The sequence below is a fragment of the Methylobacterium gossipiicola genome (assembly GCF_900113485.1).
Classification (GTDB): Bacteria; Pseudomonadota; Alphaproteobacteria; order Rhizobiales; family Beijerinckiaceae; genus Methylobacterium; species Methylobacterium gossipiicola.
The window spans coordinates 120,785-134,964 of the sequence record NZ_FOPM01000002.1 but is presented as its reverse complement, the minus strand read 5'-3'; the positions used below and the strand labels follow the sequence as shown (position 1 = coordinate 134,964).

The window sequence follows — 14,180 nt, the reverse complement described above, 5'->3', positions numbered from 1 at the left end:
CGCGACGGGCGTTGACAGGGTGCGAGCGCCACGCGACCACCCCGGCATGGCCGCCTATGATTTCACCGCCCCCCGCCTGCACGTCGCGGACGATCTCGTGCCGGGCGCCGTCCTGCCCCTCGAACGGGCGCAGGCGAACTATCTCCTCAACGTCCTGCGGCGCGGCCCCGACGATCCGGTACTGCTGTTCAACGGCCGCGACGGCGAGTGGCGCGCCACCCTGGCGCAGAGCGGCCGCAAGAGCGCCGATCTCGTGGTGCGGGAACAGACCCGGCCGCAGACGCCGCGCCCGGACCTGCAGTATCTGTTCGCTCCCCTGAAGAGCGCCCGCCTCGATTACCTCGCCCAGAAGGCCGTCGAGATGGGGGCCGGGACCATCCGTCCGGTCTTCACCCGCTACACCCAGGGCGAGCGCCTCAACGTCGAGCGCCTGCGCGCCAACGCCCTCGAGGCCGCCGAGCAGTGCGGCATTCTCGCCCTGCCGGAGATTTCCGAAGCGGTACGCCTCCCCGTGGCGCTCGCCGCCCTCGCGCCCGAGCGGCTCCTCGTCTTCTGCGACGAGGACGCCCCCCTGTCGGATCCCATCGCGGCCCTGCGCGCGGCGGCGGACCCGGCGGCGCCTCCGCCCCTCGCCGTGCTGGTGGGGCCGGAGGGCGGTTTTGCCCAGGAGGAGCGCGCCCTGATCTCGGCCCGGCCCAACACGGTCGCCCTGTCCCTCGGGCCGCGCATCCTGCGGGCCGATACGGCGGCGGTGGCGGTGCTCGCTTTGGTTCAGTCGGTGCTGGGGGACACACGCTGAAGCCGTGCCGGCTTGCGTGCGTTGTTCGCATGGCGGCCGTGGATTAAGGAGACGACATCCCGATGGGGCGTTGCGCGACCCGGTCGGGCCGGCCCCTCACCCGAACGCTTTTGACGACGAGGCCAGCGCATGGCGCGCGATACGTCCGACACGACGCCGCTGACGAAGCGGGAGGAACTGATCGCGTGGTTCGCCGAGGGGGAGAAGCCGTCCGCGCGCTTCGCCATCGGCACCGAACACGAGAAGGTCCCGTTCTACCGCGACGGCAACCGGCCGGTGCCGTACGACGGGGATGACGGCATCCGGGCGCTCCTCGAAGGCATGGCGCGGGAGACCGGCTGGGACGCCATCGAGGATGCCGGCCATCTCATCGGCCTCGCCGGCCAGGAGGGCGGGGCCATCTCCCTCGAGCCCGGTGGGCAGTTCGAGCTCTCCGGCGCGCCACTCGCCGACGTCCACGCCACGGTCGCCGAACTGCACACCCATCTCGATGCGGCCAAGCGCGTGGCTGAGCCCCTCGGCATCGGCTTCCTCGACCTCGGCATGAGTCCGAAATGGACGCGGGGCGAAACGCCCGTGATGCCGAAGAGCCGCTACAAGATCATGGCCGCCTACATGCCGAAGGTGGGCGCGCTCGGCCTCGACATGATGCTGCGCACGGCCACCGTGCAGGTGAATCTCGATTTCGCCTCCGAGGCCGACATGGTCGCCAAGATGCGTGTCGCCCTGGCGCTGCAGCCCGTGGCCACCGCCCTGTTCGCCAATTCGCCGTTCACCGACGGGCGCCCCAACGGCTTCCTGTCGCGCCGCTCGGAGATCTGGCGCGACACCGATCCCGCCCGCACCGGCATGCTCCCCCGGGCCTTCACGCCGGGGTTCGGCTATGAATCCTACGTCGACTGGCTCCTCGACATGCCGATGTACTTCGTGAAACGCGGCGAGACCTATCACGACGTCACCGGCGCCTCCTTCCGTGATCTCATGGCGGGCAAGCTCGACGCCCTGCCGGGCGAGCGCGCCACGGTGTCGGACTGGGCCAACCACGCCTCCACGGCCTTCCCGGAGGTGCGGCTGAAGCGCTTCCTCGAAATGCGCGGCGCCGATGTCGGCGGGCCGGAGATGATCGCCGCCCAGGCGGCGTTCTGGGTCGGCCTGCTCTACGACGACGCGGCCCTCGCCGCCGCCTGGGACATCGCCAAGGGCTGGAGCGACGCCGAACGCGAATGCCTGCGCGCCACGGTGCCGCGCCTCGGCCTCGCCGCCCGCATCGGCGGCCGGCCCCTCGGCGCCGTGGCGGCCGAAGCCCTGGCGGTGGCGCGCTCCGGCCTCGCCGCCCGGGGCCGCCGCGACGCCCATGGCCAGGACGAGAGCCGCCACCTCCAGCCCCTGGAAGCCATCGTGGCCGACGGACGCTCGCGGGCGGAGGCGCGTCTGGCCGATTACGAGGGCCGTTGGCAACGCTCCGTCGAGCCGGCCTTCACCGAATGTGTGTTCTGAGCCGTCGGAGCGGTTTGGTCGCACGGGTGGATACGGCGAAAGGCGTGCTTCTTTTCACGAAGGCTTGACTGTGCTTGTTCGGGAACGGTTCAGGGGCGATGCCGTTCTAAGGGGTATCTGATCACCTCTTGGAGCATTTTGCATGTCTCGCATTCTGTCCCTCGCCCTGGCCGGCACCACGGCCATCGGCCTGTCCGCGGGCTCGTTCACGGCCGCCGAGGCCGCGCCGCTTCCCGCGCTCAACGCCGTCCAGGTCGGGGGCGGTAACGCCTCCGTCGAGAACGTGCGCTGGCGCGGCGGCTACGGCCATGGCTACTATGGGCGTGGCTATTACGGTCGTGGTTACGGCTACCGTCGCGGCCCCGGCATCGGCGGCGCCCTCGCGGCCGGCGCGGCGCTGGGCATCATCGGCGGCGCCATCGCGGCGAGCCAGGCTCCGCGCTACGGTTATTACGACAACGGCTATGTCGGCGCCGGTTACGGCTACGGCGCCCGCGCGTATGATTATGGCTACGCCGCGCCGGCTTACGGCTACGGCTACGCGGCTCCCGCCTACGGCTACAGCTATGGCTATCCCGCTTACGGCTACGGCTACTGAAGTCTGAGACGGCCCGGTTGCGCCGGGCCGTCTCACCGCCATCACCCGTCGGGAGCGCGTGCCCCGGCGGGTTTTTCGTGGGTCGAAGACGCCATGACCGGCCAGATATCCGCGACGATCGGAAACCCGCCAGACGAACTCGACCTATCCGGTCTGAAGTGTCCTCTGCCGGTCCTGCGTACGCGCAAGGCCCTGCGCACCCTGCCGCCCGGCGCCGTCCTGTCGGTCCTGAGCACCGATCCCCTGGCGGTCATCGATATTCCCCACCTCGTGCGCAGCGAGGGGCATGTCCTCCTGAGCCAGGAAAGCCGGGCGGGGGCGGCCCGCTTCACCATCCGGCGCGGGGCGGATTAGCCTCTTCCGCCCGGGGGCCACGCAGGCGATCGACCGGTCCTGCCTCATTCGTGCGCCAACCCCCTGCTAAGGCGCCTCTCGCGTCGGCCGGTCCAGGCGACGAGGGGGAAGAAGTATGGCGCCTGTCATCCGCGGCACTCGGATCCTGCACGACGGCTGGAGCCGGTTCCTCGTGGCCGAGGTGACGATGCCGGATGGGACCCGTCTCGCCCGCGAGATCGAGGATCATGGCCGGGCGGTGGCGGTGCTGCCCTACGATCCGGTCCGGGGCATGGCTCTCCTCGTCGAGCAGTTCCGCCCCGCCGCCCTCTATGCCGCGAGCACCGAATCCCTGCTCGAAGTCCCGGCGGGACTCCTCGACGAGGCCGACCCGGAGGAGGGGGCCCGGCGCGAGGCCTATGAGGAAGTCGGCGTGCGTCTCGGAGCCCTGGAACGGATCACCTGCGGCTGGAGTATGCCGGGGATTTCGACGGAACAAGTAGATCTGTTCCTCGCCCCCTACGGCGCCGATGACCGCTCCGGCCCCGGCGGCGGCTTGGAGTCCGAGCACGAGACCATCACCGTCCACGAGATCGGCCTCGACACCCTCGGGGCCATGAGCGACCGGGGCGAGATCACCGACATCAAGACGTTACTCCTCGTCTACGCCCTGCGATTGCGGCGCCCCGATCTGTTCGCGGGCGTCTGAACCGGCCTCCCGCTCTCCGGGCGGATGGCCGAGCGCCCCGGGCATGTCTCCGTCGCCACGCTCCTGATCCCCGCCCGATATCGTTCACCCGCGACGAGGCGGCCGTGGCGGCTCGCGCGTCGGGATTGTTCGGGGCGGGAAGATGGAGCATCGGGGGCCGGAAAGGGCGCGAAAGCCGACCGAACACGAAAAACCGCCGCCCACGCATTGGCGGACGGCGGCTTCGAGACGATCGGTCGGGTCCGGGAAGGACCGGGGGCCTCAGGCGGCGGCGGGAGCCTCGACCTCGGCGAGCTTCTTGTGGATCTCGCGCTTGATGAGGCGAGCGGTCTGCGACAGCTCGATCTCGCTGGCCTTGATGAGGAAGGCGTCGAGGCCGCCGCGATGTTCGACGGAGCGCAGGGCGTGGGCGGTGACGCGCAGGCGCACACGACGCTTGAGGGCATCCGACTGCAGGGTGACCTGGCACAGGTTCGGCAAGAACCGGCACTTGGTCTTGCGGTTCGAGTGGCTCACGAGGTGGCCGGTCTGCACGGCTTTGCCCGTGAGTTCGCAACGGCGCGACATAATTCTAATTCCCGGTTCGTTCCGCGTGTCCGACAGGGCGATGGCGGGACACCCGCGAAGGGCCTCTCGCACGCCAAGCCCGGTGGAGCGGCGTCTCATTGAAGGCGCGAGCCTATAGGGGACGGTGGCCCCCGTCGTCAAGGTACCGCGACCTTTTTCAGGCACGACCTCCGCCCGTCCGCCGTACCCCCAACGATGTATTAACCATGGGGAACGACGATGCGGGAACAAGGACGGAACCCGGCCCCGCCGTTACCGGGCCACCCGCCGTTCCCCGCGTTTCCAACCGAGTTCCCCTCATGTGCGCCCTGCACGTTCCGGCCAAGAGCCGTTCTCGCAAACGCCGTTCACACCGACGCCTCGTCGGCGCTGGTCTGTTGCCGGCCCTCCTGCTGGCGATGCCGGCGCAGGCGCGTCCGAAGCCGGCGGCCCCCGCCCACGTCACGGTGGATTACGGCATCGCGCTCGCCGGCATCTCCATCGGTACCGCCCAGGTGGCGGGGCAGTTCGAGGGGCCGCGCTACCGCATGGACGTATCGGCCCGGCTCACGGGCCTCGCCGGGGCGGTGACGGGCGGGATGGGCTCGGCCCGCGCCAGCGGTCTCATCGGCGCCGGGCCGCAGCCGAACGCCTTCGCGATTTCCACCAAGACCTCGAATTCGGGCATCGCCGTGCGCATGGCGCTGGCGCGCGGCAACGTCACCCAGGCGGAAATCACCCCGCCCCTCGTCGATATGGGTGATCGGGTTCCGATCACGCCCGACAACAAGCGCGGGGTCATCGATCCGGCGAGCGCCCTCATGATGCCGGCCATCGCCCGGGGCGAGCTCATCGACCCGGGCAATTGCAACCGCACCCTTCCGGTGTTCGATGGCGCCACACGGTTCGACGTGGTGCTGAGCTACGGTGAAACCCGCACCATCGAGAAACCGGGCTATGCCGGGCCGATCCTCGTGTGCAACGCCCGCTATCAGGCCATTGCCGGGCATCGGCCCGACCGGCCGGGGGTGAAGTTCATGGAGGACAACCGCGACATGTCCGTGTGGCTCGCCCCCGTGGAGGGCACCCGCGTACTCCTGCCGATCCGTATCTCCGTACGCACCACCATCGGCACCAACATCATCGAGGCGACGCGATGGACCCGCGGCGGCGGCTCCACCACGGCCGGCACGCCTCCGGCCGGCGCCTTGGCGAGCCTCGACGGACGGAACTGACACCCCATGCGCCGCAGCCTGCTCGCCTTCCTGGCCCTTTCGGCCTCGTCCACCCTGTGGGCGGCCCCGGCCCTCGCCGACCCCCTGACCAACGACCCGTCGGGATGCGGCGGCGATGCCTATTCCTCCGCCGAGGTGGTGGAGGGTCGCCGTCCCCGGCGCGGCCCGATCACTGCGATGCCCGACAGCATGTGTGCCGATCTCGCCCCCTCCATCCGTCCGCCCGGCGTCGATCTCTACGTCGCGCCGGGCTTGCCAGGCCCCTATGGTTCGGGCGGCGGTTACGGCCCCGGTCCAGGCTACGGCCCCCCCGGTCCAGGCTACGGACCTGGCCCGGGCTATGACCCGAGGGGCGGATACGACGCGGGCGGACCGGGGCCGGGCGGCCTTGGCGACGGCGGGGTCTACGCCCCATATGGGGAACGGCTTCCGCCCCGGCTGCGCCGGGGCGACTGAGGGATTTCCTGGGAAAAACCTCCGCGCGACTGCTTCCGGCTCGATGCCGGGCCGGGCGGGCGGAGGTGTCCAGGGATGATTTCGGCGCGGGGCCTCCCCCGCGCGACGCCTCCCCGTCGCCGGTTCGTCTCGCCGAAGGGACCGCCCCTCGCCCATGATCCGCCCCTCCCTTCCCCCGCAGGCCCGCGCACGCGGCGTCACGGCGGTGCTCGGGCCGACCAACACCGGCAAGACCCACCTCGCCATCGAGCGGATGCTCGCCCACCCCACCGGCATGATCGGCCTCCCCCTGCGGCTGCTCGCCCGCGAGGTCTACCTGCGGGTCGTCGCCAAGGTCGGAGCCGACAAGGTCGCGCTCGTCACGGGCGAGGAGAAGATCAAGCCCGACCGGCCGCGCTACTGGATCTCCACCATCGAGGCGATGCCGCGCGACCTCGACGTCGCCTATGTGGCCATCGACGAGATCCAGCTCTCCGCCGACATGGACCGGGGCCACGTCTTCACCGACCGCCTGCTGCACCAGCGCGGGCGCGAGGAGACACTGCTCATCGGCTCCTCGACCATGCTGCCCCTGGTGCAGTCGCTGATCCCGGGCGTGCACACGACGACGCGCCCACGCCTGTCCAAGCTGACGTTCGCGGGTGAAAAAAAGCTCGGGCGCCTGCCTCGGCGCACCGCCATCGTGGCCTTCTCGGCGGAAGAGGTCTACGCCATCGCCGAGCTGATCCGGCGCCAGCGCGGCGGGGCCGCCGTGGTGCTCGGCGCCCTGTCGCCCCGCACCCGCAACGCGCAAGTCGAGCTCTACCAGTCGGGCGAGGTCGATTACCTCATCGCCACGGACGCCGTCGGCATGGGCCTCAACCTCGACGTCGACCACGTCGCCTTCGCGGCGAACTGGAAGTACGACGGCACGCGCTTTCGCAAGCTCACGCCCCCGGAGATGGGGCAGATCGCCGGCCGCGCCGGGCGGCACCTCTCGGACGGCACCTTCGGCTCCACGGGGCGCTGCGCCCCCTTCGACCAAGAGATGGTCGAGGCCCTGGAGAACCACGATTTCGAGCCCCTGCGGATGCTACAGTGGCGCAATCCGGACCTCGACTTCGGCTCGCTCAAGCGGCTGCAGGAGAGTCTGGACGAGCACCCCCGCGAGCGCGGCCTCACCCGCGCGCCCATGGGCGAGGACCAGTCGGCCCTCGAAATCCTCATGCGCGAGGACGACATCCGCGACATGGCGTCGAGCCCGACGACGGTGAAGCGCCTCTGGGACGTCTGCGGCGTGCCGGATTATCGCAAGGTCCATCCCCAGACCCACGCCGACCTCGTCTCCCAGTTGTTCCGCTTCCTCATGCGGGGCATGGCCGGGCGCATTCCCAACGACTGGTTCGCCAAGCACGTGGCGATGATCGACCGCACGGACGGCGACATCGACGCCCTGTCCCAGCGCATCGCGCAAGGGAGGACCTGGACCTTCGTGGCGAACCGGCCGGACTGGCTGGTCGATCCTTTGCATTGGCAGGGCGAGACGCGTCGGGTAGAGGACAGGCTGTCCGACGCCCTGCACGAACGCCTTGCCAGCCGTTTCGTCGATCGGCGTACCAGCGTCCTGATGCGGCGCTTGAGAGAGAATACGATGTTGGAAGCTGAGATCACCGCCGGCGGGGACGTGACCGTCGAGGGACAGCATGTCGGCCATCTGCATGGCTTCCAGTTCGTCCCGGACCCCGGCGCGGAAGGCCATGAGGCGAAAACCCTGCGCAGCGCGGCCGAGAAGGCGCTGGGCGGCGAGATCGAGGCCCGCGCCGAGCGGTTCGCGACCACCGCCGACACAACCCTCGTGCTCAGCCACGACGGCGTCGTGCGCTGGACCGGCGACCCCGTGGCCAAGCTCACGCCCGGCGACAAGCTGTTCGAGCCCCACGTCCGCCTGCTCGCCGACGAGCAACTCACGGGCCCGGCCCGCGACAAGGTCGAGGCGCGCCTCGTCGCTTGGCTGAAGGCCCATGTCACCCGTCTCCTCGGTCCCCTCATGGAGATCGAGACGGCGGCCGACCTCACGGGGCTGGCCAAGGGCATCGGCTATCAGGTGGTCGAGTCCCTCGGCGTGCTCGAGCGCGCCAAGGTGATGCACGAGATGCGCACCCTCGATCAGGAGGGACGCGGGGCGCTCCGCCGCCACGGCGTGCGGTTCGGCGCCTATCACATCTTCCTGCCCGCCCTCCTGAAGCCGGCGCCCCGCACCCTCGCGGCCCAGCTCTGGGCCCTGAAGAACGGCGGCCTCGACCAGCGCGGCCTCGACGAGATCGCGCATCTGGCGAGCTCCGGCCGCACCTCCATCAAGGTCGATCCGGAGATCGCCAAGGGCCTCTACCGCGCCGCCGGCTTCCGGGTGTGCGGCGAGCGAGCCGTGCGCGTCGACATCCTGGAGCGCCTCGCCGACCTGATTCGACCGGCCATTGCCTATCGTCCCGGCACCACGCCCGGTGAGGCGCCGGTGGGGGCCGCCGACGGCGACGCCTTCGTCGCCACCGTGGGGATGACCTCCCTCGTCGGCTGCTCGGGTGAGGATTTCGCCTCGATCCTGAAATCCCTCGGTTACGCCCCCGAGACCCGGCCGGGTCCCGCCATCACCGTGCCGCTGCTGCCGGCGGCCTCGACACAGCCGGTGCAGGTCTCCGCCCCGGCCGCCGAGGGTGCCGAACCCGAGCCCGACGCGGCTTCGACGCAGGCCGGTGTAGAGGGCGAGGCGCAGGCCACGACGGACGAGCCCGCCGAGGCGACGGCGATCGAGCCCGGTTCCACGGCCGATTCCGTGACGGCCCCCTCCGTCGCCGAAGCCGTCGAGGCCGCGCCGGCCGAAACCGTTTCGTCCGAGCCTGAAGCGTCCGAGCCGGCTCCCGCCGCTTTGGATGCCGCGGAGAGCGTGGCACCGGAGCCCGTGGCCGAGGCCGCGAGCCTCGCCGATGCGGCCGAGCACCCCGTCGAAGAGGCGTCCGAGGCGACATCCGAGGCCGCCGCAGCGCAGGACGTGTCCCCCGAGGGCGAGGCGACCGAGGCCGAAACGGCACCCGTCGAAGTCGCCACCGTCGAGGTCTGGCGCCTCCAGCGTCAGCAGCGCAGCGCCCCGCGTCAGAACCGCCCCCGTGGCGGCGGGCGTGATCGGGACGGGGCGGCGGCGAACCGCGCCCCCGGCGAAGGGCGGCCGGACCAGCGTCGCGATCAGCGCCAGGGTGCCGGCGAGGGGCAGGGTCGTCCGCGCGGCGGCGCCGGCGAGCGGCCCGATGGCGGCCGTCGCGAGGGGGGGCGCCCGGAGAACGGGCGTCCGCAGCGCCGCGAGCGGTTCGAGCCCGGCCGGACCCGGCCCGAACGCCGCGACGAGTCCCGCGCCGCCCCGCGCGACGAGCCGCGTCCGCAGCGTCGTGAGCGTGCCCCGGATCCGGATTCGCCCTTCGCCAAGCTCGCCGCCCTGAAGGCGCAGCTGGAATCGGGCGGCGGGGACAAGCGTTGACCCGCTTCTGAGCGATGAAGCCGGGGCGCCAGCGTCTCGACAAATGGCTGTGGTTCGCGCGGTTCGCGCGGACCCGGACCCTGGCCGCGCGCCTCGTGGAAGCGGGCCACGTCCGGGTGAACGGAAAGCGGGCGGAGGCGGCGGCGACGGCCCTCGCCATCGGCGACGTCGTTACCGTGGCGGCGGCCCACACCACTGCCCTGGTGCGGGTGCTCGACCTCGGCGAACGCCGGGGCGGCGCCCCCGAGGCCCAGACGCTCTACGCCGCCCTCGACCCACTGCAGGGCTGACCCGGCGCCCTGGTGTTCGGTCCGTGACCCGCATACGACACCGGGCCTATCCGTTTCGCGGGGGAGTGCCGGTGCGCTTGTCAGTCCCTCGGACAGGGTCTAGAGCGACCACCATTGGATAAGAGCGGGCTTACGTCCCGTCCCACGTCAAAGCGTCAACGGATTCGCACCATCTTCGAGACGGCGGGCTTGGCCCGTCGAAGCCCGAAGGACGGGCGGATCGAGGACTGAAGGCCCCATGACCTACGTCGTCACCGACAACTGCATCAAGTGCAAGTACATGGACTGCGTCGAAGTCTGTCCGGTGGACTGCTTCTACGAGGGCGAGAACATGCTCGTCATCCATCCGGACGAGTGTATCGATTGCGGCGTGTGCGAGCCGGAATGCCCGGCCGAGGCGATCAAGCCCGATACCGAGCCGAGCCTCGAGACTTGGCTGAAGGTCAACGCCGATTACGCGAAGACCTGGCCGAACATCACCCAGAAGAAGGACGCCCCCGCCGACGCCAAAACCTGGGACGGGGTCGCTGGCAAGTTCGAGGCCCACTTCTCGGCGAAGCCCGGCACCGGCGATTGAGGCTGCGACGATCCGACGTCGGGGCCTCCGCAACGTCACCGCCTTCCGGATGCGGCGACACCGAATCCGGTCACCAAACTTCCCATCGGCTGGGGATTCGTGTGGGGCGCTCAGGTGAGCCTGCGCCGGCAATCCTTTGATTCGGCGGCACGAATGTGCTATGCCTACCGCCTGCCGTCGTTCGTACTCGATGTGCTTCCTCCGGCCCTCGCGAGATGGCTCTCTCAATCCTTGAGAAAATGAGGTCGCATGCGATCGACCGCCGGAGGCGCCCAGCGCCTTCTGCGGCCGATCCTTCGTTGCGCTGTGACGGCTGGCCCGGGAAACCGTGGGTTCGGCATCCGAGATGCCGGGTCGGCGGCAAGGGGCCGAGGCCGGGTGACCCACCCCGGGATTACCGTTCGGCGCGGCGATCGAGCCCGCGCGATGTTCTGGAGGCGCTTCTCGCATGACCACAGCCAAGAAGACGACGGCATCAGGCCGCCAAGGCTTCAAGACCGGCGAAGCGGTCGTCTATCCGGCGCATGGTGTCGGGCGCATCACCGCCATCGAGGAGCAGGAGATCGCCGGCTACAAACTCGAACTGTTCGTCGTATCGTTCGAGAAGGACAAGATGGTCCTGCGCGTTCCCACCGCGAAGGCCAACAGCGTCGGCATGCGCAAGCTCGCCGAGCCTGAACTGGTGAAGAAGGCCCTCGATCTGCTCACCGGCCGCGCCCGGATCAAGCGCACCATGTGGTCGCGCCGCGCCCAGGAATACGAGGCCAAGATCAATTCCGGCGACCTGCTGTCGGTGACGGAGGTCGTGCGCGATCTCTACCGGTCCGAGGCCCAGCCCGAGCAATCCTACAGCGAGCGTCAGCTCTACGAGGCCGCCCTCGACCGGGTTGTGCGCGAGATCTCCTCGGTGAACCGTATCACCGAGACCGAGGCCCTCAAGCTCATCGAGCAGAGCCTCGCCAAGTCGCCCCGTCGCGCCAAGGGTGAGGCGGAAGTCGAGGGTGATGCCGACGGCGACGACATGCAGGAAGAGGCGGCCTGAGCCGCCCGCCACCCACGTGAAGTTCGATCGGGCCCGGCGCAGCAGCGCCGGGCTTTTTCGTTTGGGCAACGGATTTTTACCTTCGACGACCTCGTCTGTACGGAATCGATCCGTTTCCAATTCTCACCCTCACGAAAAAGCGATCTGTTCCTCCCGTCCCGATCCGGGAACCATGCCGCAACGGTCCCGTTGTCAGTCGCCACGCGAGGGACCCGAGGCTGCCCCGACATACGGGTCGCTCGCCCCAGCGGCAGAAGCGAACGTTTCAACGAGGCGGAGGCGGGGATGGCGGACATCGCTGGAATACGGCGCCAGTTCATACGCACGGCGATGGAAGCGCCCTTCCTTGCCCGGGACGAAGAACGTGGCCTCGCCGTTCGCTGGAAGGACAAGCGGGACGAGCGCGCCCTGCACGGTCTCATCGAAGCGCATATGCGCCTCGTCATCGCCATCGCGGGCCGCTTCCGGCATTACGGCCTGCCCATGGCCGACCTCATCCAGGAGGGCCATGTCGGCCTGATGGAGGCCGCCGCCCGGTTCGAGCCGGATCGCGAAGTCCGGTTCTCCACCTATGCCACGTGGTGGATCCGCGCCTCGATCCAGGATTACATCCTGCGCAACTGGTCCATCGTCCGCGGCGGCACCAGTTCCGCTCAGAAGACCCTGTTCTTCAATCTTCGGCGCCTGCGCGCTCGCCTCATGCAATCGACCGAGGAGCATGTCGGCGATGAAATTCATCGCCGCATCGCCACCGCCATCGGTGTGTCGCGCGAGGACGTCGCCCTAATGGACGCGCGCTTGTCCGGCCCGGACATGTCCCTCAACGCCCCCGTCGGCGAGGAGAGCGAGGCTTCGTCGGAGCGGATGGACTTCCTCGTCGATGGCGCGGCCCTCCCCGATGAGGCCGTCTCCGCTCAGGTCGATGGCGAGCGACGCCTGACCTGGCTCAACGAAGCCCTGGCGGTCCTGTCCGAGCGCGAGCTGCGAATCCTGAAGGAGCGCCGTCTCGCCGAGGATCAGGCCACCCTGGAGGCCCTGGGCTCTCGCCTCGGCATTTCCAAGGAGCGCGTGCGGCAGATCGAGAACCGGGCCCTGGAGAAATTGCGGCGTGCCCTGGCGGAGCGTTTCCCGCAGACAGCCGGCAACGTGTACGCTTAGGAATCTATCATCCGCTGCTGAATCGGCGAGCATATGGCGTAACTGCAACCAAATTGGGCTTTTTCACCGCCAGCCGTTGCACTAACCTTAAGTAGGTTGCTGCGATGGAAGCGATGCTTAAACTCACGACCCTCACCTGGAAGTCCATAACTGTCCTGCCGTCCCTCGTCGGCGCATCCGTTGGCTTCGCGTTGGTCGTCGCCCTCGTGTGTCAGTTGCCCTTGGAACTCGCGGTTGGTGTTCTCGTGTGCGCCCTGATCTTCGCGGAACTCGGGTACCTTTGCATCCTGATCCTGGCGAACCGCCGCGACGCGGTTCGTTCGGCCCTCGCTCCCTCGAAGCGGTGAGGGGAAGGGGGACGCATCCCACAACATGTTCCGTTTCCGGTGATGATTGGTCGGAGGCCGCGCCGCTGCCCTTTCGCGGGCACGCCGTCTGGCACATCGCCCTCGACCTCGATGCCGAGCGTCGCGCGAACGGCACGCGCCTTCTGAACGATGATGAGCGCGACCGAGCCGATCGCTTCCTGCGACCACAGGACCGAGACCGCTTCATCGCCAGTCATGCCGCCCTGCGGATCATCCTGGGGGGCCTCCTCGGTGCGAACCCCCGATCCCTGACCTTCGCGATCTCGCCGACGGGGCGGCCAAGCCTCACGGGATGGGATGCGCTCGCCCGGGGAGGCTGTGTCCCCCTCGACTTTAACCTCTCGCATTCGGGCGATCATGCCCTCGTCGCCGTCTCGACCACGGCGCGTATCGGTGTCGACATCGAGGCGCATCGCCCTCTCTCCGATGCCTTGCGGATCGCGCGTGCGCACTTTCATCCCCGCGAAATCGCTGCCCTCGAAGCCGCTGGACCGAACCGGGAGGCCGCCTTCTATGCGGCCTGGACGGCGAAGGAGGCCGTCGTGAAAGCGTCCGGCGCCGGTCTTTCGCAGCCCCTAGACGGCTTTGCCGTCACGATCCCTCCTGTCGCGCCCGCGCTCCTCGACGTCGCCGGCACTCCATCCACGGCCTGGACCCTGATCCGCCTCGCCCCCGCGCCGGGCGCGACGGGCGCCGTTGCCATCGAAGCTTCCCACGTCCCCTGCCGTCTATGGCGGCTCCCGGTGGATTGGATGAATCGGCCGATGGCGTGAAGAAAGCGCGCGAGACCCGAACGAGCCGCTTGCAGGCCGCCGCGAGCCTCGCTATAGGTCCGTCCGTCGGCGCAGCGCGCCGGCCTTCGGAGTGTAGCGCAGTCTGGTAGCGCACCACGTTCGGGACGTGGGGGTCGCAGGTTCAAATCCTGCCACTCCGACCAGCCCCCTTCAGAAGGGGTGGTCTTCCCGGCTCAGAGAGCACAAGCAAATCTTCAGAAGAATCCTTTAGACCTCGACCCGGCGGTGATCGGGCGGAGTCCCGTTGCGCATTCGTTACGGACTTGAACGTCG

General features: G+C 69.4%; 15 protein-coding genes and 1 tRNA gene. 15 read left to right on the top strand and 1 reads right to left on the bottom strand.

Annotated features, from left to right (window positions below; all coding sequences use genetic code 11):
• Nucleotides 1-46: 46 nt before the first annotated feature.
• From BM249_RS02190 to BM249_RS02170, 5 genes are all read left to right on the top strand, one after another.
• Entirely contained in the window at nucleotides 47-799 is a 753-nt protein-coding gene (locus BM249_RS02190; protein ID WP_091968532.1) for a 16S rRNA (uracil(1498)-N(3))-methyltransferase, read from the top strand.
• A 129-nt stretch (nucleotides 800-928) separates the two neighbouring features.
• Nucleotides 929-2,296 (top strand): glutamate--cysteine ligase, encoded by a 1,368-nt coding sequence (locus BM249_RS02185; RefSeq protein WP_091968530.1) that lies wholly within the window; start codon nucleotides 929-931, stop codon nucleotides 2,294-2,296.
• A gap of 142 nt (nucleotides 2,297-2,438) precedes the next feature.
• Complete coding sequence (locus tag BM249_RS02180; RefSeq protein WP_091968528.1) at nucleotides 2,439-2,894, top strand: hypothetical protein; 456 nt, start codon at nucleotides 2,439-2,441, stop codon at nucleotides 2,892-2,894.
• Between the two features lie 93 nt (nucleotides 2,895-2,987).
• Entirely contained in the window at nucleotides 2,988-3,248 is a 261-nt protein-coding gene (locus BM249_RS02175; protein WP_091968526.1) for a sulfurtransferase TusA family protein, read from the top strand.
• A gap of 115 nt (nucleotides 3,249-3,363) precedes the next feature.
• A complete protein-coding gene (locus BM249_RS02170) occupies nucleotides 3,364-3,936 on the top strand; it encodes an NUDIX domain-containing protein (RefSeq protein ID WP_091968524.1) in 573 nt (190 codons plus the stop codon).
• Between the two features lie 261 nt (nucleotides 3,937-4,197).
• Here BM249_RS02170 and rpmB read toward each other — a convergent pair whose 3' ends face one another.
• Nucleotides 4,198-4,503 (bottom strand): 50S ribosomal protein L28, encoded by a 306-nt coding sequence (gene rpmB, locus BM249_RS02165; protein ID WP_091968522.1) that lies wholly within the window; start codon nucleotides 4,501-4,503, stop codon nucleotides 4,198-4,200.
• A gap of 299 nt (nucleotides 4,504-4,802) precedes the next feature.
• On the opposite strand from rpmB, the gene BM249_RS02160 reads away from it, so the two are divergent.
• The 10 genes from BM249_RS02160 (at nucleotide 4,803) to BM249_RS02115 (ending at nucleotide 14,050) form a co-directional block, all read left to right on the top strand.
• Nucleotides 4,803-5,717, top strand: a complete 915-nt coding sequence (locus BM249_RS02160; protein WP_425284776.1) for a DUF3108 domain-containing protein — start codon at nucleotides 4,803-4,805, stop codon at nucleotides 5,715-5,717.
• 6 nt (nucleotides 5,718-5,723) lie between these two features.
• A complete protein-coding gene (locus BM249_RS02155) occupies nucleotides 5,724-6,173 on the top strand; it encodes a hypothetical protein (protein WP_244528537.1) in 450 nt (149 codons plus the stop codon).
• 154 nt (nucleotides 6,174-6,327) lie between these two features.
• Nucleotides 6,328-9,678 (top strand): helicase-related protein, encoded by a 3,351-nt coding sequence (locus BM249_RS02150; protein ID WP_091968520.1) that lies wholly within the window; start codon nucleotides 6,328-6,330, stop codon nucleotides 9,676-9,678.
• A gap of 14 nt (nucleotides 9,679-9,692) precedes the next feature.
• On the top strand, nucleotides 9,693-9,968 hold the full coding sequence (locus BM249_RS02145; RefSeq protein ID WP_091968519.1) for an RNA-binding S4 domain-containing protein: 276 nt from the start codon (nucleotides 9,693-9,695) through the stop codon (nucleotides 9,966-9,968).
• 238 nt (nucleotides 9,969-10,206) lie between these two features.
• Entirely contained in the window at nucleotides 10,207-10,545 is a 339-nt protein-coding gene (gene fdxA, locus BM249_RS02140; protein WP_091968517.1) for a ferredoxin FdxA, read from the top strand.
• Nucleotides 10,546-10,993: 448 nt separating this feature from the next.
• Nucleotides 10,994-11,587 (top strand): CarD family transcriptional regulator, encoded by a 594-nt coding sequence (locus BM249_RS02135; protein WP_091968515.1) that lies wholly within the window; start codon nucleotides 10,994-10,996, stop codon nucleotides 11,585-11,587.
• A gap of 285 nt (nucleotides 11,588-11,872) precedes the next feature.
• Complete coding sequence (locus BM249_RS02130; RefSeq protein WP_091968513.1) at nucleotides 11,873-12,745, top strand: RNA polymerase factor sigma-32; 873 nt, start codon at nucleotides 11,873-11,875, stop codon at nucleotides 12,743-12,745.
• A 113-nt stretch (nucleotides 12,746-12,858) separates the two neighbouring features.
• Nucleotides 12,859-13,092, top strand: coding sequence for a hypothetical protein (locus tag BM249_RS02125; RefSeq protein WP_091968511.1), 234 nt, complete (start codon nucleotides 12,859-12,861; stop codon nucleotides 13,090-13,092).
• Nucleotides 13,089-13,886 (top strand): 4'-phosphopantetheinyl transferase family protein, encoded by a 798-nt coding sequence (locus BM249_RS02120; protein WP_244528536.1) that lies wholly within the window; start codon nucleotides 13,089-13,091, stop codon nucleotides 13,884-13,886. Before BM249_RS02125 ends, BM249_RS02120 begins: the two co-directional genes overlap by 4 nt.
• 87 nt (nucleotides 13,887-13,973) lie before the next feature.
• Nucleotides 13,974-14,050: transfer RNA gene (locus BM249_RS02115), tRNA-Pro, on the top strand.
• Nucleotides 14,051-14,180: the final 130 nt, after the last annotated feature.